We start from the raw sequence: 22,208 nt of genomic DNA on the forward strand, positions 1-22,208 counted from the left end.
CCGGGTGGTCCCCGGATTCGGCCCTAACACCTGCACGGTCTCGGCCACCGCCGCCGCCCCCGTCGGCCCGCCGCCCCCCCCCCGGGGGGCGGGCCCCCGGGGGGCCCGGGCCCCCCCGGGCCCCCCCCGGCGGCCGTCGGCGTGGGGGAGCGGTCAGCCGGCCGCCGGCCGCGCCCACTCCTCGATGGTGGCGCCGGCCCGGAAGCGCAGTGCGGGGTCGGCGTAGCGGGCGGCCGGCACCGCGTAGAGCGCGTCCACGTCGGCGCGGCGCCGCGGGTACTGCGCGGTGAGGAGGGCGAGTTCGCCCGCGTCGGCGGGCAACGAGGCGGCGGCGAGCAGGAGTCGGGTGGTCGTCTCGTCGGCGCCGGCGTCCTGCGGACCGGTCTGCTGCGAGCCGGGAACGTCCGAACCGGCGTGCGGCGTCGCGCTGTTGGGCGATGCGTCGTTCATGGCGGGGGTCCTTCCGAGGGTGCGGCGCGGGCGCGCCGGGGTGCGGGTCGGGGCTGGGCGGTGCGGGCGGTGCGGGCGGTCCGGTGCGGTCAGCCCGGGTACGGTGCCGCGCCGGCCGGCACCCGCAGGTGCCAGTCGGTGGACTGCTGGAAGGCGTCGGCGGCCCGCAGCAGCACCGCCTCTCCGAAGGCGGGTCCGGCGAGTTGCAGGGACAGCGGCAGCCCGGCGGCGGTGAAGCCCATCGGCAGCGCGATGACGGGGTTGCCGACGCTGTCCCAGTACGGCGTGTGGATGAAGCGGAAGAGCGCCTCCACGTCGAGCCGGCCCTCGGCGTCGACCACCGACTCGTAGGCGGGCGCGCCGACCGAGATGGTCGGGCAGGCGACGACGTCGACCTCGCGGAAGAGCCGGGCGAGCGCGTCCTGGGCGACCCGGCGCACCCGCTGGGCCTGGACGTAGTCGGCACCGGAGACCAGCGCGCCCAGCGCGATGGTGGCGCGGGTGGAGCGGAAGTAGTCGCCCCAGCGGTCGGACAGGTCGGTGCGGTGGTAGGCGAGCGCCTCGCAGGACATGGTGACCATGTCGGCGGTGATCATCTCCGACCAGTACGGCAGCACCGTCTCGACGACGGTCGCGCCGCGCTCGGCCAGCACCGCGGCCGCCGCCTCGAAGGCGGGTTCCACCGCCGGGTCGCTGCCTTCGGGGAAGTGGTGCTCGCGCACCAGGCCGATCCGCAGGCCGGTGAGGTCGCCGGTCAGGGCGGGAGCGGTGAACGGCGCGTCCACGCAGTCCGGGTCGCTGGCGTCCGGGCCGGCCAGCACTTCGAGCACCGCCGCGCAGTCGCGGGCGCTGCGGGCCAGCGGGCCGATGTGGTCGAGGCTGTAACCCAGCGGCACGCAGCCGGACTTGGGCACCCGGCCGAAGGTCGGCATCAGCCCGGTCACCCCGCAGAAGGCGGCCGGGATGCGGATGCTGCCGGCCGTGTCGGTGCCGAGCCCGGCCAGGAACAGCCCGCCGGCCACTCCGGTGCCGGTGCCGGAGCTGGACCCGCCCGGCCAGGTCGCGGTGTCCCACGGGTTGCGCGGCACCGGGAACGGCTTGTCGGTGTCGGGCATGCCGCAGGCGAACTCCATGGTGGAGGTCTTGCCGGTGATCACCGCGCCGGCCGCCTTCAGCCGGGCGACCACGGGCGCGTCCTTGTCCGCACCCCACCGGCGGTCCAGGATCAGGCTCTGCGCGGTGGTCGGGCCCTCCGCCATCGCCAGGATGTCCTTCACGCCGAACGGGATGCCGTGCAGCGGGCCGCGGTCCAGGCCGTCGGCCAGCTCCCGGTCGGCGCGCTCGGCGGTGGCCAGCGCGTAGGCGTCGAGCCGGTGCAGGTACGTTCCGGTCGCCGCGTCCAGCCGGTCGGCGGCGGCCAGCGCGGCCCGGGTGAGGGCGGTCGAGGTCACGGTGCCCTCGCGCAGCGCCCTTGCCGCGTCGGTGAGCGTCACCGGCAGGGCGGTGGCGGCGGTGGTCGTGGCTGTTGTGGTGGTCGTGGTGGTCGTGGTGGTCATGGTGGCAGCTCCAAAGTTCTTGGCGGGAAGGGGAGTTGGCGGCGGCGCGACCGGGCGCGGCCGCGTGCTGGGGCGGCTGCGTGGTGGGGCGGTGAGGTGCTGGAACGGCGGGGTGCCGGAACGGCGCGGCGCGGTGCGGCGCTCAGGCGCCGGCCGGCGGCGGGATGTCCACCACGGCCCTGGACATGAACCGCATCCGGTCGCTGCGGGTGTAGATGAACGCCACGTCGAACGGCCGCCCGTCCGGGTCGTAGATGACCTGTTCCATCGCGAGCAGCGGTGCTCCCGGGCGCAGGCCCAGCATGTCGGCGGTGAGCGGGTCGGCCAGTTCGGAGCCGATCACGAACTCCGACTGCCCGAAGGCCGCGCCGGCCGCCGCCATCAGGGCGTACCAGTCCGAGACGAACGGGCTGTCGCCCAGCCGCTCCGCCTCGGGGTAGAGGGCGTAGTTGGTGGCGACGAGCAGCGGTTCCTCGTCGAGCAGGCCGACGTACTCCAGGCGCAGGCAGGGGGTGCCGAGCGGGACGCCGAGGCGTTCGGCGACCGTGCCGGGCACCGGAATCCGGCTGCGGTCCAGCACCCGGGCGCATCCGCCGGTCGAAGAGGCCGTTGGCGGTGGGCCGTACCGCGCCGTGTGCCTCGGCCAGGCCGGTGGTCACGGTGGCGGTCACCACGTGGGTGCCGATGCCCTGGGTGCGCTCGATCAGACCGTCGGCGCGCAGCATGGCCAGCGCCTCCCGGACGGTGGCCCGGGACATCCCGTGGCCGGCCATCAGCTCGGACTCGTGCGGGAGCAGGCCGCCGGGGTAGCCGTCGCGCTGGATGGTGGTCCTGATCATGTCCCGCAGCCGGCGCACCTCGTGGACGCGCGCGGTCTCGCGGCGGCCGGGGGAAGGCGGTACGGGTCTCATCCGGTGCCATGCTGGCCGCATCCGGTTGCCGCCGGGTTTCCGGTCCCGCACGAGCGCGTTGCGCTCGGCGGGCGCCGCGGCCGGCGGGTGCGGCGCGCGGTCCGGTTCCAGCGTCGGCTCCAGCGCCGGTTCCGCGTCCGGCTCCGTCTCCGTCTCCGTCATACGTTCCGCGGTCGCGGCCGATGCCCTCACGCCTGGGCCTCCTCGACGGCAGCCTGGCCACCGGCGTGCGCGCCCACCGCGGCCGGATCGTCGCCACCGCGGGCGACCAGGACGGGCATCGCCGGCATGCCGAGCATCGTGGCACCGGCCGGCGGCCGCCAGGCGTTCGGCTTGCAGCGGTCGTGGCAGGCGCCTTCGGTCGAGCAGCACAGCGAGCAGATCGTGCCGCGGTGGAAGGGGCAGGTCGCCAGGTCGGACACGTCGTAGTCGCCGCCGCACACCGCGCACGGCAACTCCTCCGCGCCCGCGGGGAGTTCGCTGAGCCGGGCGATGTACCAGCGGCCCCGGGTCGCGGCGGCGATCAGCGGCGGCAGCACCAGCGCCAGGCCGACGGACAGGAACGGCGCCAGCGCCGCCGCGGTCGGGCCGAACACCTTGTAGGAGGCGGTCATCGACACCGCCGCGGCGATCAGCATCGAGCCGAAGCCCACCGGGTTGACGTTGTACAGGTGTGCCCGGTGGAAGACGAGCTGCGGCGGACTCAGCCGCAGCCAGCGCTTGTTGATCACCAGGTCGCTGAACATCGCGGTGATCCAGGCGACGCCGATGTTGGCGTACCAGGTCAGCACCGTGACGATGTGGTGGAAGATGTCCAGCTCCATCAGCACCAGCGCCAGGCCGACCTGGAAGAAGACCCAGGCGGCGCGGCCGGGGTGGCGGTGCAGCAGCCGGGAGAAGAAGTTCGACCAGGACAGCGAACCCGAGTAGGTGTTCATGATGTTGATCTTGAGCTGGGAGAGCAGCACCAGGCTGCCGGCCAGCACCAGCGCCGAGGTGTGGCCGCCGGTCACCCGCTCGAAGACCACCGTGAACAGGTCCACCGGCACCGCGACCACGCTCGCGTCGGCCTTGGTGCCGGCGTAGCCGACCAGCAGCGTGGAGGCGAAGAAGATGGCCACCGCGAACAGCGACATGCCCGGTCCGCCGAAGATCACCGCGAGCCGCCAGCCGCGCTCCCGGCCCGGCTCCGGGTCCTTCATCAGCCGCAGGTAGTCGCCCTGTTCACCGATCTGGGTGGCCAGTGACAGCTGTGCGGCCGCGATGGTGAAGACCGCCAGCACGCCGATCCCGGCCGCCCCCGACGCCGACACGGTGGCCGGCGAGGTCATGTGGTGCCCGGCGTCCGGCGAGGTGATCGCCGCCCCCACCGCCAGGCCGATCAGCGCCACCCACAACGGCCAGGTCCACGCCTGGAACCTGGAGCTGAACGTCATCCCGTACAGCGTCAGCGGGATCATCACCGCGGCCACGAGCACGTACGACAGGTGGATGTCGAGGTGGGTCAGCGCGGTGACCGCCTGCGCCATGATGGCGCCCTCGTAGGCGAGGAAGATCAGCGTGTACGTCGCGTACACCAGCGAGGTGAGAGTCGAGCCGAGGTAGCCGAAGCCCGAACCGCGGGTCAGCAGGTCGATGTCTACGTGCTTGCGGGCGATGGCGAAGGCGAGCACCAAGGTCAGCGGCACCGTCACCGCCGCGGCCACCAGGAAGCCGACCAGCGCGTTGCCGAAGCCGTACGCGTCGACGAAGGCCGCGTCCAGGGCGTACCCCGCCATGGCCGAGATGCCCACCAGGCAGGACAGGAACACCATCCACGGCGACCACTTGCGGAAGGCCGCGGGGGTGAAACGTAGCGAGTAGTCTTCCATCTCCGGGTTGTCGGCCAGGCCCATACCCACCATCTCCTTCGTAGCGGAGCCGTCGCAGGCGGCTTGGCCGGGAAGCTATGAATGGTGTGTTTCGTGCGGATGCCGCGCCGCTTTACGCCTCGCTACGCCGCCCGCCGGGCCGCGCCCACCCCGCTTACCTGCGCTGATCGGCCGCGCCCGGGGCCGGAACGCCGGTCCCGGCCGCCATGCGCCGCTCGCCGGCCGCCCGCGGCGGCTGTTTCGGGCCAGGCCGCTCCGGCGGGAGCAGGGTGTCCAGCCGGCGTGCGGAGCAGCGGCGTTGGGCCAGCGACACGCCGGCCACCGCGGTCCCCAGCACCAGCCAGCCGGCCGGACCGGCGACCATCACCGCGCCGGTGAGCACCACCGGGCCGGCCGACCGCGCCACGCCCTGCGAGACCCCGGCGACCCCGAGGTAGGCCGCCTGCGACCGGGCCGGCGCCATGGAGACCGACAGCTCCCACGAACTCACCGCCCGCATCATCTCCGCGCCGGTCACCGCCACCGCCGCGGCCAGCAGCAGCACCGAGGCGGTGACCGGGCCCCCGCCGGCCGACAGCGCCACCAGGACGCAGCAGGCGAGCAGGGCGCCGCCGTACGCCACCACCGCCCCCAGTGCGCGGCGCGGGCCGTCGATCCGGGCGGACACCGGCATCTGGCAGCCGACGACCAGGATGTTGTTGACGATCAGGAACGCGGGCACCACGGTGTGCGGCGCGCTGGTGTGGTTCACCAGCCACAGCGGCAGGCCGACGTTGAGGATCGCGTCGTCGATGTTCAGGGGTGTGTCGAGCAGGACGAACAGCAGGTAGCCGGGGTCGCGCCAGGGGTTCGTGCCGGGTGCCGGCCCGACGGCGCCGCCGTGCTCCCGCGCCGGTGCCTCGTACGACCGGCGCGACTCGCGGGTGCGCGCGACCAGCGCGCCGGCGAGCAGGAAGGACAGCGCGTTGCCGAGCACGAGGGCGGTGTACGCGCCGCGGGTGCCCACCGCGAGTCCGAGGGCGGCGACGCCCGCGCCCACGCCGTAGCCGGCGTTCATCATGACGCGCGACAGGGCCCGGTACCGGGTGCGCTCCGGCCCCGCGGCGCGGGTGGCGAAGAGCGTCTCCCACGTCTTCGCCGCGCGGTCGGCGACGCAGATGACGGCGACCACGGGCAGCAGCGTGCCGAAGTCGCCGCAGACCAGCAGCAGGACGACGGCCGCCATCCGCAGCAGGTGGGACCCGAGCAGCAGGGGGCGGAGCGGGAACCGGCCGGCGAGCCGGCCGGCCAGCGGGGACCCGGCGATGCCGGTCGCGCCGGCCACGCCCAGCAGCAGCCCGACCTGCCGGGCGTCGAGCCCGGTCACGAAGGTGAAGTAGAGCACCGAGACCGCGGACCACATGCCGGAGCCGGTGCGGTCCAGCAGCAGGGCGAAGAGCATCGTCCGCGCGTCTCGGCCACCCGGCGGGTTCCGTACCTGGGCGATCAGGCTGCCGTGCCGCTGTTCCCGGACCGGCCGGCCGGTTCCCCCGCCGCGCATGTGCCCGCCCCCTTCGTCGCGAATGTCTCTCGATATCGAGAGACCACGTGAGTCTGCCCCGGGATATTGCTTGACGTCAAGATACTTGACGTCGACACATGTACGGGGTGGGGTGGGTGGGGCGAGAGCGGCGGATGGCGCGGGTGTCCCGGACGGTGCGGCCGAGGGCTACGGCAGGTCCTGCGCGTCGGCCCCGCCGCCGCCCGGGTTGCCGCTGGCGGAGGGGGAGGGGGACACCGACGGGGCGGACGGGGAGGGCCGGACGGACCCGCCCGTGCCGGCGCCGCCCGTACCCGTGCCGCCGCTGGTCCCCGTGCCGCCGCCCGTGTTCGCGCCGCCGCCCGTTCCGGTTCCGGTGCTCGGCGTCCGGGAGGGGGTGGGGGAGGTGGGCGCGGTGCCGCCGGTGCTCGGACGGGTACCGGACGGCGTGGGGTCGCCCCCGTCCCGCGTGCCGGTGGAGGGGTCGCCGGAGGGGCTCTCCGTGGTCCCGGGGGACGGGGTCTTCCTGGAGTGCGACGAGTTGCCGCCGGTGAAGGCGTTGCCGATGGTCGTGCCGCTGCCGTGGCCGCTGATGTTCTGGCCCGAGGCGAGTTCGCACACCGTGATGCCGCCCATGGTCAGGCCGAACGCGAGCGCCACCGCCGCCGCCGGCCGCTTCCAGCGCAGCCCGCGGGCGCGGTGCACGGTGCCCTCGGAGTAGCCGGTGCTCTCGGGATCGATCTGTGCGGTGGGCGTGGTGTACGAGGTGTACGCGGTGTACGCGGTGGGGCCCGCGAAGGTGCCGGTGGCGTCCAGGGGGAACGGGCTCGTCGCGTCGGCCGCCGGCTCCGCCTCCGGTTCCACCGTCGTGTCCATCACGGGACCGATCGCCGTGGGAGCGGCGGGCGCGGCGGGCGCGGGGGGTTCCACGGCGGTGAACGTACGCGCGGCGGCCGTGCCCGTATCGGCGGCCGGGCGCGTCGCCGCAGCCGCCGTCTCGGTCGCCGAGCGGAGGAGCTTCGGTTTGACCTGCGTCGCAGCCCCGTGGACGTGCCCGGCCACCTCGTGGACGTGCCGGCCGGTGCGGTGGAAGACGTGCTGGAGGAGCGAGCCGCCGCAGGTGCCCAGCACGCTGACCACTCCGGCGCCCATGATCGTCCCGTACACGCCGAGGTTGGACGCGAGCTTGGCGGCCACGACCGCGGCGACGGCGCTCCCCGCCACCTGCGGCACGCTCAGGTCGAGGCGCCGGCCCTTCCCCGGGCTACGGTCCGCCTCCGCGCCTTGCTCCGCCTCCGCGCTTCGCTCCGCGTGCGAGCCCTTCCCCGGGTGCTTGCCCAGGTCGGGGCGCTCGGCCTGTTCCACCTGCTCGCCCTGCTCCGGGGGCCCGTCGCCGACCCGTCCCGCTCCCATGTCAGACACTGCCCACCTCTCACGGTCAACCGCAAGAACAGACGGACAGCTGATGGCATAAAGTTCCTTTTGCGCTCTTTTCGTGAACTACGCCACTCCGTGCCGCCCGTACCCCCGCCGACGCGCCTGACCTGGGCGGACAGCAAAGCGCAAGCGGGGTACTACGCTTGGCCGATGGCGCGATACCTCGACGTACATCCTGAGAATCCCCAGCCGCGCATCATCAGCGGAGTGGCCGACAGCATCCGGTCCGGCGCGCTCGTCGCCTACCCGACGGACTCCTGCTACGCCCTCGGCTGCCGGCTGGGCAACCGCGACGGGATCGACCGCATCCGGTCCATCCGCAACCTCGACGACCGGCACCACTTCACCCTGATGTGCCAGAACTTCGCGCAGCTCGGCCAGCTCGTGCAGATCGACAACGACGTGTTCCGGGCGATCAAGGCGGCGACCCCGGGGAGCTACACCTTCATCCTCCCGGCCACCCGCGAAGTGCCCCGGCAGCTGCTGCACGCCAAGAAGAAGACCGTCGGCGTACGCATCCCCGACCACGTCGTCACCCAGGCGCTCCTCGCCGAACTCGGCGAACCCCTCGTCTCCAGCACCCTCCTGCTGCCCGACGAGGGCGAGCCGATGACCCAGGGCTGGGAGATCAAGGAACGGCTCGACCACGTCGTCGACTCCGTGGTCGACTCCGGCGACTGCGGCACCGAGCCCACCACCGTCGTGGACTTCTCCAGCGGCGCGAGCGAAATCCTCCGCCACGGCGCCGGCGACCCCACCCGCTTCGAGTAGGAGCCCGCCCGGCCCGCATACGTCTGCCGGGGCGCCGGCGCCCGTGCGTGCCGGGAGTCCATGGCCCGGCGGTGTCGGAATAGGGCACCCTGGTGGTCGGGTGTCGGGGGGAGGCGGCGTGGTGCGTCTTGTGAACTTGGGCCGGTCGCTGTTGATGGCTGCCGTGACGGTTGCCGCGGATGACTGGGCGGAGGGCATGCACGGGCGCGGCCTCGCGTACGCCGGGGTGTCCTCGTTCCTGGGCGGTCTGCTGGTGTTCCAGGGCGGCGACTGGTGGAGCGAGCGCCGGAAGCGCGACCGCTCGGACCCGGTGCCACCGATCCCTCACGGCGGCGGGACGTCCGGGGATCACGGCGCCGGCGACCCCACGCGCTTCGAGTAGGAGCCCGGCTGGGGGCGGGGGTTTGTCCACCCCGTTCGGGGTTTCGGCCGCAGGGTGCGGGTGTGCGGGGCACGGCAGGGTTGAACTCGTCGAGGGAACGCGGGGAACCCACTGTTCCGGGACGGGATGGGTGCCGGCGACGCGGTGCCGGGTCCGGGGAAGGTGCGGAGCGCGGTCTCGGATCTGGAGGCCGGGCTCACCGATCTGGGGGCCACCCATGGCGTGATCCTGGTGGCGCGTTCGGAGGCCGGGGAGATCGCCACGTCTGCCACCCGGCGGCACCCGGGGCAGTTCGCGGGGGCCGTGCTGGTGGACGCGAGCGTGCCGCGGTTCTCCGCGGATGCCGAGGTGGTCCGGGTCGCGGCGGCCACCCAGGCGCAGGTCGACGCGTTGAAGGGCAAGCCCGTGACGAAGGGGGACCGTCAACTGCCGGCGGTCGCCGCCGATTACGTGGCGGACCAGCACGCGTACCAACGGACCGCGTGGCCGGTGAGCGTGCCCGCCACTGCGATCGTGTCCGAGCAGACGCTGTTCCCGACCTCGCCGCCCGACGCGCGGGCGTGGCGTGCCGCGCAGGCCGCGTTCGCGAAGGAGGCGCCCAACCGGCGTCTGGTCACGGCCGCGCACAGCTCGCACGGCATCCCCGTCGACCGTCCCGACATCGTCGAGGCGCAGAACGAAGCCATGGTGACGGCCACCCGCTGACCGTACCGGCCGCCGGATCGGGCCGGCCGTGACCCGCCGGTCGTGACCCGCGCGTCGTGACTGCTCGCCGTGGCGGCCGGTCGTCACCGACGGTCGTCGGTCCGCTGCTTCGTCACCTGGAGCACGGCGGCGAGCAGTTCCTCGGCGGCCGGGCGGGCGGAGGGGTAGGGCAGGACGAACGACGTGGGTTCCAGGATCGGCCGGTTCGGCTCGACGAACGCCACGGCGGCCGAGTCCGCGTGCGCGGTGTGCGCGGGCAGCACCGTCCAGCACTGTCCCGCCGCGACCGGGCCGAGCAGGATGTCCTGCGCCGTGACGAGTGTGGGGCCGGGCCTCGGCGTGAAGCCGGCCGCCTTGCACGCGTCGGTGATCAGGTCGAACGTGTCGGGGTTCTCCTCGCGGGTCGTCCTCGACAGCGGCAGGTCGGCGAGGCCGACCAGGCCGGCGGCGGCCTGCGCGCGGCCGGCGGGTACCGCGAGGAGCAGCGGCTCGTCCCACAGATGACGCACCCTCAGGCGCGGGCTCCTCGGCACCGCCGCGACGAACGCGGCGTCGAGGTCGCCGCCCAGCACCGCGTCGACCTTCTCCGGGGCCGACCGGGTCGTCGTCAGGTGCACCGTGACGGCCGGGCGCCGCTCGCGGAACTCGGTGAGGATGTCCTCCAGCCGGCGGCCGAGACCGGGGTTGCCGCCCAGGCGCAGCGTTCCCGTCGAGCCCGCCGCGAGGTCCGCCGCCGCGGTCGCGGCCCGGTCGACGGCGCGCAGCACCCGGCGCGCGTGCGGCAGGAAGGCTTCGCCGTCGGAGGTGAGCCTCGCCTGCCGGCGGGAGCGGTCGAACAGGTCGAGTCCGAGTTCGCGTTCCAGGCCGGCAATCTGCTTGCTCACCGCGGGCTGCACGATGTGCAGGTGCGCCGCGGCCCGGCCGAAGTGTCCGAACTCCGCGACAGCGACGAAATAACGTAGTTGCCGGAGCTCCATCATTGATCTCCATCGATTCCGTTCGGTGATGAGTCTACGGGCGCATCGGTCATTGACCACCCCTCGCCGAGCCCAGTGGACTGGTGACCGGACGAACGGGAAACCAGGGAGTGCGAGTGGTCGAATCAATCGCCGAACCCGATCCGGGGCGCGGCACGGACCCGCGGCGCTGGTCGGCGTTCGCGGTGTGCCTGATCGCCGGGTTCATGACGTTGCTCGACGTGAGCATCGTCAACGTGGCGATGCCGTCGATGCAGGCCGGGCTCGGCGTCTCCTCCGGCGAGTTGTCGTGGACGGTGACCGGCTACACGCTGGCCTTCGGACTGGTGCTCGTGCCCGCCGGCCGGCTCGGCGACGTGTTCGGACGCCGTACGCTCCTGCTGTCCGGCCTGGTGCTGTTCACCGTGACCAGCCTGGCCTGCGGGTCGGCCCTGTCCGGAGAGTGGCTGGTGTCCGCCCGGCTGGCCCAGGGGGTCGCGGGCGGGTTGCTCACGCCGCAGGTGGTCGGCGTGATGCAGCAGTTGTTCGTCGGGCGGGAACGCGGTGTCGCCTACGGCTGGTACGCCGCCATGATCGCGGCGGCGACCGCCGTCGGGCCGGTGGCCGGCGGGCTGATCGTCCAGGGAGCCGGGAACGCGAACGGCTGGCGGTGGGTGTTCCTGGTGAACGTGCCGATCGGCGTCCTCGCGTACGCCCTCGGGGCGCGTCGCATCCCTCACGACCGCCGGCGGCTCGACCGGACAGGCGGCCGTACCGTCCGGTTCGACCCTGTCGGCGTGCTGCTGCTCGGCGCCGGCATCACCTCGGTCACCTTGCCGTTGACCTCCTTCGGTGGCGCCAAGCGGTGGCCGGCCGTCGGCCTCGGCGTGGTGGTCCTGGCTGGCTTCGCGGGGTGGGAGCGACGGTGCGGCCGGCGCGGCGGGCAGCCGCTGATCAATCCGGCGCTGCTGCGGCAGCGGTCGTACGTCTTCGCCGCGCTCATCGGGGTGCCGTACTTCGCCGGGTACAGCGCCATTCCCTTCATCACCTCGCTCTACCTCCAACAGGGGCTCGGCTACACGGCACTTGCCTCGGGTGCGGCCGGGGTGCCGTTCGCGGTCGGCGCCGCGGCCGGCGCCGCGTTGAGCGGACGGTTCGTCATCCGGCTCGGCCGCCTCCTGGTCCTGCTCGGCGCGGTCACCGTGGTGATCGGGCTCGCCGCCACGGTCGTCCTGATCCGCACCGTGCACGGCACCCCGATCTGGCTGGTCCTGCTGGGGCCGTTCCTGCTCGCCGGCGCCGGCAGCGGGGTGGTCGTCGGGCCGAACCTGACGCTGGCGCTGCACGAGGTGCCCCCGTCCGAAGGCGGTACCGCCGCCGCGGCGCTCCAGACCGCTCAACGCATCGGAGCGGCGGTGGGCCTCGCCGTCACCAGCTCGGCGTTCTTCGGCGCGCTGGGCGCGTCGCACCGACGGTTCCCCGCCGCGGCGGCCAAGGGGCTGCTGTACTGCATCGGTTTCATCGCGCTTGCCCTGGTCGTGGCCGCGGCCGACGTCGCCTTCGCCGCGCGCTCCACGTCCGGGCCGCCCGCGGCATCCCCCGAACCGGCAGCGCTCAGCCGCTGACGCCGGCCGTACGGGGCGCTCCCGCTCCCGCCGCGGATCACTGGTCGCACTGCTCCGCGCGCAGCGCCCCCGGCCACGGAACGAAGCCGCGCGACTGGTCGAGCCGGAACGGTGCACCGGGGCGCGCGGGCGCCCAGCCGACAACCAGGGCCTGCCGTACGGGGCGGGACCAATCGGTCGTGACGATCCTTCGGCCGGCCCGCGCCGCCAGGGGCACCGGAAGCCGGAGCTGTCCGCGGCGCGGGGGCCTAGGATTCCGGCTGGGCGAAGCCGTAGCGCAGCGGTCGACGCGCGCGGTCTCCAAAACCGCGAGGACGCCGGTTCGAATCCGGTCGGCTTCGTCCACCTCGCCCGGCCGGTCGCCTCCTCCGACACGTTTCCGCTCGCGGAGGGGGCCGGGATCTCTGGCAGCGGCGGGGCTTTCGGGCACTGTGGAGCCGGCTGAGCCGAGCCGGCGAGGTCACTGCGGGGCGCCGCTGACGGCGGCCTGCGGGCGGTAGGAGAGCACGGGGTCCGCCCACCCCCCGAGGCGGCGGCTGAGCCCGAACCGCCGCGGCAGCCACCAGCGCCTGCGCACGCACCCCGCCGCGGCGTGCGACCACTCCGGACCGGACAGATCCTCCACGCCCCACCAGGTCTTGACCGCCTTCTCCCCGTGGAGTTTCAGCAGCGGCCATCGCGGCAGGTGCAAGCCGACGTGGAACATCGACACGTCGTCGCCGCACTTGGTGGTGTAGAAGAACCGGTGGACGTCCGTACAGCTCGCGCCCAAGCCGCAGTCGAGACCTTGCGTGCTCCCCAGCCACGCCAGGGCCAGCCTGCCGCCTGCCGGAATCGACGGCACCAGGACCGGGTTGAACCACGTCTCGTGGGCCAGGCCGCGGCCGAGACCCGTGCGGAGCGACTGCGCGACGACGACGTTCGTGGCGGGGCCGGCGCCGACGTTGACCAGCCACCACTTCGGCTCGCCGGTCGTTCCCTGGCCGCTCTCCCACATGAACTGGAGCACCGGCATCTCGGAGCGCCGGTCCGACGCGTACGCGAGGAAGAGCGATCCCAGCGACACGAGTACGGCCAGCACCGAGATCGACAGCGTCAGCATCGTCCCCCCATACGGCGAGTGGCAGTTGGAACCACAGCCAGTGTGCCCGCCGACGGGGCCGGTGGGGGCGGGGTCGCGGGCTGGACTCCCGCGTGCGGTGCGGCAGCCGGCCGGCGTTCGGGGCAACCCGGCCGTCCACCGGCTGCCGCAGCGGGCGAGGGGTCAGCGCCGGGTGGTGAGGGCGTAGAGGTTGCCGTCGTAGGCGGTGACGAGGAGGAGGTGGTCGGCGACGGCGGGGGTGCCGTCGACGGGGGCGCCGATGTCGACGGCGGCGCGCTTGGCGCCGGTGGCCCTGTCGAAGGCGTAGAGGAAGCCGTCCATGGAGCCGATCCACACCAGGTCGCCGGCGACGGTCGGGGAGGAGACGATCGCGGCGCCGGTCATCACGCTCCACTTCTGGCCGCCGGTGGCCTTGTCGACGGCGGTGACCCGGCCGTCGGTGAACCCGACGTAGACCGTGTTGCCGTCGACCGCCGGGGAGGAGCCCATCTGCGCGGCCTCGTGCACGGAGGGGCCGGTGGAGGTGAAGCGCCACTTCTCGGCGGCGGTGGTGGCGTCCCGGGCGACCAGGATGTTGCCGAACGCGCCCGCGTACGCGGTGTCGCCGTCGACGGCGGGCGTGGAGTGGGTCAGGGCGCCGAGCTGGCTGGAGGCCGCGAGGCGGGTACCGGTGGCCCGGTCCAGGATGACGAGTTCGGAGGGGTTGGAGTTGATGTAGACCTTGTCGCCGACCACGGTGGGGGCGGTGCTGTTCCACCAGCCGCCGTCCAGGGGCGCCGACCACAGGACGCGGCCGCTGAGGGCGTCGATGGCGCTGCACTGGGGGGTCGACCCGTAGCCGATGGCGTACACGGTGGTGTCCACGACGGTGGGAGAGGTGTACGCCCAGCCGCCGAGGGTGGCGTTGACGCCGGGCAGCATCAGGCTCCAACGCTGCTTTCCGGTACGGGCGTCGACCGCGTGCAGCAGGCCGTACACCTCGGTGGCGTAGACGGTGTCGGCGCTGACCGCGGGGGTGCCCTGGATCTGGGAGCGGGTGGGGAAGCGCCACAACTGCCCGCCGGTGGCGGTGTCGACGGCGATCAGGCCGTTGCCGGCTTCGGCGTCGTTGTCCCAAGTGCCCCAGTAGGCCACGCCGGAGGCGATCACCGGGGAGCTCATGACGGTGGCGGCGCCGGAGCGGTGGCTCCACAGGAGGTCCAGCTCGGGGCCGACCCGGCCGGCGGCGATGCCGGTGTGGGCGGGGCCGCCGTGGAACTGCTGCAACTCGGGCCGGTTGGCGACGGCGGGGACCGCGGCGGGCGCGGCGGTGACGGTGAACGTGGTCTCCGCGCTCCAGGCGGTGTTGCCGCGGGCGTGGACGCGCAGCCGCGCGGTGTGCCGCCCGAGGCCGAGCTGCCTGGTGTTCCAGGGGGCGGACCAGGTGAACAGGCCGGTGCGCTTCAGGTCGTTCCAGCCGCCGCGGTCGTCGACGCGGAAGCGGACCCACTCGATCTCGGCCGAGGTGTCGAACACGTTGACCTGGAAGTCGGTGCGCGTGCGGGCGACGGTCTGCCCGGGCAGGGGGTTGAGGAACGCGGTGCGGCGCTCGTAGTCGTAGGGCCGGAAGGTGCTCCTGACTCCCTTGCTGGTGACCGCGAACTCGCGGTAGCCCATCGGGCTCTGGTCGTCGTTGTAGTTCGACGAACTGGTGTTGTACTGAACCGTGTTGGGCGCGATGCGCTCGGAGACGTAGTTCGCGTGGCTGTGGCCGTTGAGCAGCGTGCGCGGTCCGTAGGGGGCCAGCGCGTCGAGGTACGCCTGGAGTTGGACGGCGGAGCCGCCGGCCGCGGGGGTGTCCCAGGGCTCGTGGGTGGCCACGATCAGCTTCTTCATCCGGCCCTTGGCGTCCCGCGCGTGCAGCTTCAGATCCTGCTGGAGCCAGGCGAGTTGCTCGGCGACGCCGAAGCCGCCGTTGTTCTCCAGCACGACGAAGTGGCAGCCGCGGTAGTCGAAGGAGTACCACTCCGGGCCCAGGTAGGAGCGGTAGCGGTCGGTGCCCAACGAGCCGCCGCCACCGTGGTCGTGGTTGCCGACGACCGGCCACACCGGCAGTGGCGAGTTCTTCAACGCGGCCAGCAGCCCCTGGAACATCCCGTCCGCGCCGTCGAAGGACAGGTCGCCGGTGTTCAGGATGAACGCGGGAGCGGCCGTCAACGCGCCGATCTGCTCCAGGTAGCGGCTGATCCGGCCGATCGCGGCACCCTTGTCGTCGCTCGGCGGCTCGGGGATGTCGATGGTGTTCACATGGGTGTCGGAGATCTGGGTGAAGGTGAACGCGCTGCCGCCGGCGGCGTGGTCGCGGTCGAGGCCGAAGTCGGCGGTCACCTGGGAACCGCCGCTCAGGGCGCCGACCCGGCGATAGAAGCGGGGGACGCGGTACTGGTCGAGCGGCGCGGTGTAGCCGTCGGGCACGCAGACGAAGACGATGGTCTGCGCGCGGCGGCCCGGGTCCACGCTCAGGTGGTACGCCCCGTCGCGGTCGGTCAGGACGGTCCGCACCCCGTCGCTGACGGCGACCCCCGCGATGCCGGGGTTGCCGTGGCCCGCCGTCCCGTTCTTCCTGCGGTCCAGGTACACCACCCCCGAAACCGTCGCGGTGGCGCCGGAGTCGGCGGCTGCCGACCCGCTCAGCGCCGGGGAGATGTCCAAGGTGAGCGCGGCGGCCGCGGCGGCGCCCGCGCCCATCAACGTACGTCGGCTCATGTCGTGGTTGCACATGGCCCCCACCCTCGGCCGCACCGGCGTAGGCCCCGCGAGGAGCGGCGAACCGGCACGTGAACAACCTCTGAAATCTGGACTAGACCCGTTATCGTTTCGTTATGGAACGGGTGGACGCGGGGGTGCGGTGGACGGAGCAAGGCGCCCTGAGCGCAAGGTCTTTGATCGGGCGGGGGTGCGGTGGGGCGGCGCGAGGTCACACCGTCACACCCAGCCGCGGCGGGCGGCGGCCAGGGCGGCCTGGAAGCGGGTGGTCGCGCCGAGGGCGGTCATCAGGGCCTGGATGCGCCGCTGCGTGGTGCGCGGGCTCCACCCCTGGGTTCTGGCGATCGCGGCGTCGGTCAGCCCGGAGGTGAGGAGCATGAGCAGGGTCCTGGTCTCCTCGCTCGGCGCAGCCGACGACCCGGCGGACCCGGCGGACCCGGCGACCCCGCCGGACCCGGCTCCCGCGGCCCCCGGCGCCCCCGCGGCCCCCTGCGAGAGCCCCGGCCCGCCCGTGCCGAGCGGCACCGCCCGGTCCCACTCCGCCTCGAACAGCGCCTCCAGCGCCGCCAGGATCGGGGACGGGTGGACCAGGTACGCCGCGGAGTGACCGCCGGCCGACAGGCTGAACGGGATGAGCGCCGCCACGTCGTCGCGTATGACGAGCTTCAACGGCAACTCGCCGCGCACCCGCGCCTGTTCACCGGCCTGCACGCTCGGCAGGATGTCGTCGAGCAGCCGGCCCGGCCACGCCACCGCGTCACGCGAGTAGATCACCCGGTGCGCCACCCCGATGCGCTGCCGCCGCAACTGGTGCTGGAGGTTGCTGCCCGGCCGGTCGATGTACGGCGGCAGGTCGAACGCCCGCACCTCGCGCTCCGCCTCGTTGATCAGCCGTCCGGCGGCCGCGCTGATGTCGTCACGGTGGGTGAGCAACTCCACCGCGATGTCAGGGTCGTTGATGCGCAGCGCCTCGCGGTGCGTCTCCGCGAGGCGCTGCACCAGCGTGCGCGCCGCGTCGAGCCGGCGCTGGCGTTCCTGGATCAGCGCGGTGACCGCGACGTCCGGCGGGGCGGCGGTGAAGCGCGGCGGCCTGCCGCCCGCCCGGATCGCGAGGCCCTTGGCGACGAGCGCCGCGAGCACCTTCGCGACGGCGGCGGTGCTGCCGCCGGACGCCTCGGCCAGCTCCGAGGCGCTGGACCGGGGAAGGCCGACCAGCGCCGTGTAGACGCGCTCTGTTTCCGCACCGAGCCCCAGGACGTCAAGTTTCATGGTTTCTCCGTACTCGTGTGGCGGCCCGCAGCCACCTGGCACAACCAGGCCAACGTGAACATCTTGCGCATGATCCACCGCAGTTGGCATCTTCCACCGCACAGGGTGTCGTTCCCGTGTCGACGCAGCCCCGGAAGCGCCGCCCGTTCCTTCCCTGTGCGCCCGCACTCGCACTCCCTCCGTCGGAAGGTGTTCCATGCACCGCTCCAACCTGCCGGGCAGCGCGCCCGGTCGCGCACGTGCCGCCGTGGTGGCGGTCGTCGCGGCCGTCGCCACCGCCGTGGCCGCTCCGACAACGGTGTCAGCGGCGACCCCGCACCCTCAGGCGTTCTCCGCGCCGGCCGCGCCGGCCGCGCCGGACGCATCCGGCTCGACCACCTCGACCACCTCGACCGCCTCCTCGGCGAACCCCTCCACCGACCTGCCCGCCCCGGCCCTGTCCCCGCTCGGCAAGGCCGCCGCACCGACCCCGCCCCCGCCCCAGCGCCAAGGCGTCGTGCCGGGACAGGTGTTGGTGACCCTGGACGCCGCGACCTCGGTGACCGGGAGCGGCGTGCCCGGCACCCGGATCGCCGCGCGCCGGCCCGACACCAGCAACTCCGCGCTCGACACGCGGCTGAAGTCGGTCGGCGCGCAGTCACTGAGCCCGCTGCTGCCCGGCGTGTCCGAGTCCGCCGCCGAGACGCTGACCGGTGCCGCCCGCAGCCGGCTGGGCACCGCCGCACCCGACCTCGGCCGGACCTATGTGCTGCGCACCTCCGGGAAGGACGCGGCAGCCGTGGCACGGGAGTTGGCGAAGAGCCCCGGCGTGGTCGCGGCCGAACCCGACCGCTACGTCAACACCATGAACAGCGGCGCGCAGCAGCTCCCGAAGGGGGCGACCGCGCCCGGCACGGCGGCGCACACCCCCGCCGCGAAGGCCGCCCCCGGCAAGCCCGGCACCCCCGGCAAGCCCGGCACCCCCGGCAAGCCCGGCACCCCCGGCAAGCCCGGCACCCCCGGCACGCCCGGCACCTCCGGCACCGCCTCCCTCCCCGCCAACGACACCCTCGCCGACTCCGCGCAGGCGTTCCTCGACGCCGGCGGCGTCGACGCGGTCGGCGCCTACTCCCTGCTGGGCGGCGAGTTCGGCCAGCAGCCCGGCGCCGGCGAGACCATCACCAACGTGTCGATCGGCGACCTCACCGACCAGTCGATGGCCGACGCCGGCGACACGTACGTCCAGGGGAACGGCCCGACCACCGTCCTCCAGCACGGGCAGCGCTACCTCGACCTGCCGTCGATGCCGCTGATCCCGGCGTACGTCGCCAAGGACTCCGGCGGCCTGGACGGCGCCGCCTCCACCGAGCAGCAGGACCCCTCCCTCGACGAGGTCATGCTCGACTTCGGGGTGATGGCGCCGCTGCCGCACGACCAGCAGCGCGACGGCGCGACCGGCAGCGGCTACACCGACCTGCTCGGCATCGCACCGGGCGCGAACTACCGGCTGGTGGTGCCCGAGCAGCCGACCACCGACCGTATCGCCGGGGCGCTGCTGGCCGCGGCCGACCAGTCGCCCAAGCCGGACGTGATCACCGCGAGCCTCGGCTTCGGCACCGACTCCCAGGGACTGCCCGGCCGTTACCTGGAGGACGACCCGGTGATCCGCTCGGTCGTCGCGTCGATCGTGCAGCGGGACCACATCGTGGTGTCGATCTCCTCCAACGACGGCACCCGGCTCTACACCCCGGCCGCGGTCGGCCCGGACGGCGGCAGCACCCCGACCGACACCGCGCCGGGCCACTCGCCGGCGACCACCATCGACGACGACGCGCTGTCGACCACGCCCACCCGGGTGCCGGACACCGGCGCCATAGCCGCCGGCGGCAGCACGCTCGACGACACGCTCGCGCAGGGCACCAGCGGCCCGGCCACCACCGCCGAGACCCGGCTCAGCGGCTTCGGCAGCTTCTCCTCAGGCTTCGGCAGCCGGGTCGACCTGTCGGCGCCCAGCGACAACATCCTCGCCTTCTCGCACGCCGCGGGAGGCTCCGCGCAGGACGTGAACGTCTCGCTCAACGGCGGCACTTCGGCATCCGCCCCGGAGATCGCCGCGGCGGCCGCCGTGGTGCTTCAGGCCGGCCGGCTCGACGGCCGCGAGCTGAGCCCGCAGCAGGTCCGCGACCTGCTGGAGCAGACCGGCCGCGCGGTGCCGACGCCGCCGCAGATCGACCGCACGCTGCACGTCGGCCCGCAGATCGACGTGACCGCCGCCGCCGAGCGGGCGCTGGGCCGCAAGGCGCCGGCCCGCCCGGCACTGGTGCGGCTGTCGGTCGCGCACCGGGTCACCCAAGGCGGCCTGGGCGGCACCTTCCTGGAGGGCACCGACCAGGACCGGATCGACCTGGGCGACATGGCCTCGGGCGGCGACGGCGAGGGCCTGGTCGGCCCGATCACCTTCGCCGGCGACGTGACCGGCCTGACCGGCGGCCGGACGTCGTACACCCTCACCGTCGGCCACACCGTCCTGCGCTCCGACTCGCCCGCGATCCGGGTGACGCCGAGCCGGCTGCTGGCCGCCGCGGGGCTGCCGGTGGTCTCCGGAACGGACCGGCAGGTCACCGTCACCTACGCGGTGGTCAGCGGCGGCCGCACCGTCGCGAGCCGGCAGCGTACGCTCACCGTCGGCCCGAGCGACGGGCGTTACGCCGAGGCGGCCGCTCCCACCGCGCCCGCCGTGGTCGCCGCCGGGCACGCGGTGACCGTCTCCTACGACCTGACCGGGGTGGCGAAGACCTCCAGCCCGCAGCTGGTCGTCTCCACCGCGGGCCACTGGAACCCGCAGCTCGCCCCGCTGTTCACCGCCGCGTGGCACCAGGAGCTGACCGCGGACAAGGGCACCGTCACCATCCCGGCGTCCGCGTTCGACGACGGCGGCGGCATCTACGGGATCGGCATCGCGCAGTTCGGCTACGGCGGCAACCCGCAGCTCACCGGGTACGGCGAGTTCGCCCCGATCCGGGTCGCGGGCGCCACCGCGGCCCAGCGCCCCGACGCCCCGCTGCTGTCCGCGGCCGGCGGCGCGGCCGGCCACACCGCCGAACCCACCCGCGCCGCACCGCGGTTCGACGTGCGCTACGACGTGCGTACGGTGCCGGGCGCGCACAGCGCGGAGCTGGAGTTCTCCGCGCCGGCGCCCACCGCGTTCGGCTCGGTGAACACGTTCACCAACGCCAACGGCACCGGGCTCGACGACGACGGCGTGGACACCCCCTCGGCCGCGCACCGGGTGCTGCCCGGCACGTCCGGGACGGTCCGGCTGGACGCGTCCGCGCTCGGCCTGGGCAGCTCCGACGGCTACGGGGTGCGGGTCCTCGCGCTGGACCGCGCCGGACACGTGGTCGGCCAGGCGTCCCCGCTGTCCTCGCTCGCCTTCGACGACGGACTCGCCCCCGACGGCTCGTCGGTGAGCGGCTTCGCGGCCGACGGCGACCACTCGGTGGTGGCCCTCACCACCGCGTCCGGCGGCACCGAGGTGCGGCACTACGCGACGGCGACCGGCCGCTACGGGGCCGTCATCACCGCCGACACCGCGGCCGGTTCCACCTACCAGGTGGTGGGCGCCACGACCGACCGCGTGCTGCTCGTGCACCGCTCCGCACCGGGCGGCGACCTGCGGGTCGAGACGTGGGACACCGCGTCCGGCACGCTCGTGGGCTCCACCGTGCTGCCCGCCGCCGAGGACACCTACGTCACCGGCCGGGTGGACGCCGCGCACGGCCGCGGCGCCCTGCTGCTGCACGGCGCCGACAGCGCCGACCTGGTGCTGCCGGTCGACCTGTCCACCGGGACGGCGGCGGCGCCCATCCCCGCCGACCTGCCCGGCGTGCTCGTCGGGTCGTACGGGCTGCTGGCCGTCGACACCTCCACCGGGGCGGTGTTCCTGGCCCGCCCGGCCGGGCCGTTCAACTGCCTGGGCAGCGCCACCGTCGCCCGTGTCGACCTGGCCGCCCGCACGGTGACCGCGGCCGGCAGCACCTCGGCGTGCAGCCACGGCATCGCCTCCGACGGAAACGGCACGCTCTACAACCTGTTCGCCACCGCGATCAGCGTGAACATCGTGCCCACCGGCGTCATCTCCGGCACCGACGAGACCACCGGAGCCACCGCCGGCGACTCGGTGACGGTGCGACTGGGCAAGCCGGCCGCGCTCGCGGTCGACGGCACCCACAAGATCGCCGTCGTCTCCTACTCCTCGCCCGCCGGCACCGCGTACTTCGGGGCGGGCATGTGGGTCCCGGACAACAACGCGAGTGGCCGGCTGGTCGTGGTGGACCTGACCACGGGCAAGGTGCTGCGTACGCTCACCGGCTTCACGCTCGGCGGACACGCCTCGCCCGCCGACGCCATCCAGCTCGACCCGTCGACGCGGACGGGGTGGACCTTCGGGGCGTACGACCAGCAGATCCAGCAGTTCAGCTACTGATCGCGGCCGATCACGGCTGACGGCTGCCGATCACGGCCGATCACAGCTGACGGCGGCCGATCACGGCCGATCACGGCCGACGGCGGCGGATCGCGGCGGAACCGGCCGGCCCGGCCCACCAGGCCGATCCGGCCGGTCACTCAGGCCGGTGCCCGGGGCAGACCCCCCGGGCACCGGCCTTCCGCGTGCGCCGGCGACGCAAAGCGTGAACCGCCGGCCGCGCCGGCCGCTCGTGCCGTGACCGGAAAGGTGCACCGGTTCACGGCGCCCGGCACGGCACCTCGCCGCGTCGTCGCAGTCGTCCGAGTACGCCCGGTACGAGCACGATCCTCCGCCTTGCGACGCATCGCACCGGACTCCGCGAACCAGGCAAAACCTTTCCGGCCACGGCACTAACCTGACGTTGGTGAGTTGACGTCATATCGGGGGAGGGTCGGCCGGATG

The 22,208-nt window shown here is 73.9% G+C and carries 15 protein-coding genes, 1 tRNA gene and 1 pseudogene; 6 read left to right on the forward strand and 11 right to left on the reverse strand.

What is annotated here, in order from left to right; translation table 11 throughout:
• Positions 1-153 precede the first annotated feature (153 nt).
• The 7 genes and pseudogenes from ACIPAE_RS31985 to ACIPAE_RS32015 form a co-directional block, all read right to left on the reverse strand.
• A complete protein-coding gene (locus ACIPAE_RS31985; protein WP_329362107.1) occupies positions 154-450 on the reverse strand; it encodes a hypothetical protein in 297 nt (98 codons plus the stop codon).
• 89 nt (positions 451-539) lie between these two features.
• Complete coding sequence (locus tag ACIPAE_RS31990; protein ID WP_402450012.1) at positions 540-2,006, reverse strand: amidase; 1,467 nt, start codon at positions 2,004-2,006, stop codon at positions 540-542.
• Between the two features lie 142 nt (positions 2,007-2,148).
• The gene (locus ACIPAE_RS31995; protein WP_402450014.1) at positions 2,149-2,586 is read right to left on the reverse strand and encodes a UTRA domain-containing protein; all 438 of its coding nucleotides are present in this window, start codon (positions 2,584-2,586) and stop codon (positions 2,149-2,151) included.
• Positions 2,587-2,689: 103 nt separating this feature from the next.
• Positions 2,690-3,079 (reverse strand): annotated as a pseudogene (locus ACIPAE_RS32000) (GntR family transcriptional regulator); the annotation flags it as partial.
• Between the two features lie 26 nt (positions 3,080-3,105).
• Complete coding sequence (locus ACIPAE_RS32005; protein ID WP_402450016.1) at positions 3,106-4,812, reverse strand: purine-cytosine permease family protein; 1,707 nt, start codon at positions 4,810-4,812, stop codon at positions 3,106-3,108.
• Positions 4,813-4,942: 130 nt separating this feature from the next.
• Entirely contained in the window at positions 4,943-6,328 is a 1,386-nt protein-coding gene (locus tag ACIPAE_RS32010; RefSeq protein ID WP_402450019.1) for an MFS transporter, read from the reverse strand.
• 168 nt (positions 6,329-6,496) lie between these two features.
• Positions 6,497-7,720, reverse strand: coding sequence for a hypothetical protein (locus ACIPAE_RS32015; protein ID WP_402450209.1), 1,224 nt, complete (start codon positions 7,718-7,720; stop codon positions 6,497-6,499).
• Positions 7,721-7,894: 174 nt separating this feature from the next.
• Here ACIPAE_RS32015 and ACIPAE_RS32020 point away from each other — a divergent pair, with 174 nt between their 5' ends.
• The 3 genes from ACIPAE_RS32020 (at position 7,895) to ACIPAE_RS32030 (ending at position 9,602) form a co-directional block, all read left to right on the forward strand.
• Complete coding sequence (locus tag ACIPAE_RS32020) at positions 7,895-8,515, forward strand: L-threonylcarbamoyladenylate synthase (RefSeq protein ID WP_329362095.1); 621 nt, start codon at positions 7,895-7,897, stop codon at positions 8,513-8,515.
• A gap of 121 nt (positions 8,516-8,636) precedes the next feature.
• Complete coding sequence (locus ACIPAE_RS32025) at positions 8,637-8,897, forward strand: hypothetical protein (RefSeq protein ID WP_402450022.1); 261 nt, start codon at positions 8,637-8,639, stop codon at positions 8,895-8,897.
• Between the two features lie 126 nt (positions 8,898-9,023).
• Complete coding sequence (locus ACIPAE_RS32030; RefSeq protein WP_402450025.1) at positions 9,024-9,602, forward strand: alpha/beta fold hydrolase; 579 nt, start codon at positions 9,024-9,026, stop codon at positions 9,600-9,602.
• Positions 9,603-9,685: 83 nt separating this feature from the next.
• Here ACIPAE_RS32030 and ACIPAE_RS32035 read toward each other — a convergent pair whose 3' ends face one another.
• The gene (locus tag ACIPAE_RS32035; RefSeq protein WP_366411749.1) at positions 9,686-10,582 is read right to left on the reverse strand and encodes a LysR family transcriptional regulator; all 897 of its coding nucleotides are present in this window, start codon (positions 10,580-10,582) and stop codon (positions 9,686-9,688) included.
• A gap of 113 nt (positions 10,583-10,695) precedes the next feature.
• On the opposite strand from ACIPAE_RS32035, the gene ACIPAE_RS32040 reads away from it, so the two are divergent.
• Complete coding sequence (locus ACIPAE_RS32040) at positions 10,696-12,183, forward strand: MFS transporter (protein WP_402450028.1); 1,488 nt, start codon at positions 10,696-10,698, stop codon at positions 12,181-12,183.
• A gap of 266 nt (positions 12,184-12,449) precedes the next feature.
• Positions 12,450-12,524 (forward strand) — tRNA-Trp (locus ACIPAE_RS32045).
• A gap of 119 nt (positions 12,525-12,643) precedes the next feature.
• Here the strand turns inward: ACIPAE_RS32045 and ACIPAE_RS32050 are convergent.
• The 3 genes from ACIPAE_RS32050 to ACIPAE_RS32060 all read right to left on the reverse strand — a co-directional run bounded on the left by ACIPAE_RS32050 (position 12,644) and on the right by ACIPAE_RS32060 (position 17,299).
• Positions 12,644-13,285, reverse strand: coding sequence for a hypothetical protein (locus ACIPAE_RS32050; RefSeq protein ID WP_329362085.1), 642 nt, complete (start codon positions 13,283-13,285; stop codon positions 12,644-12,646).
• Between the two features lie 162 nt (positions 13,286-13,447).
• The gene (locus tag ACIPAE_RS32055) at positions 13,448-16,030 is read right to left on the reverse strand and encodes a PQQ-binding-like beta-propeller repeat protein (RefSeq protein WP_402450031.1); all 2,583 of its coding nucleotides are present in this window, start codon (positions 16,028-16,030) and stop codon (positions 13,448-13,450) included.
• 219 nt (positions 16,031-16,249) lie between these two features.
• Positions 16,250-17,299 carry a helix-turn-helix domain-containing protein gene (locus ACIPAE_RS32060; protein WP_402450034.1) on the reverse strand — a complete coding sequence of 350 codons (1,050 nt, stop codon included), beginning with the start codon at positions 17,297-17,299 and terminating at the stop codon, positions 16,250-16,252.
• 196 nt (positions 17,300-17,495) lie between these two features.
• On the opposite strand from ACIPAE_RS32060, the gene ACIPAE_RS32065 reads away from it, so the two are divergent.
• A complete protein-coding gene (locus tag ACIPAE_RS32065) occupies positions 17,496-21,764 on the forward strand; it encodes a collagen-like protein (protein WP_402450036.1) in 4,269 nt (1,422 codons plus the stop codon).
• Positions 21,765-22,208 lie beyond the last annotated feature (444 nt).

The organism is Streptomyces sp. NPDC087270, assembly GCF_044744625.1.
Classification (GTDB): domain Bacteria; phylum Actinomycetota; class Actinomycetes; order Streptomycetales; family Streptomycetaceae; genus Actinacidiphila.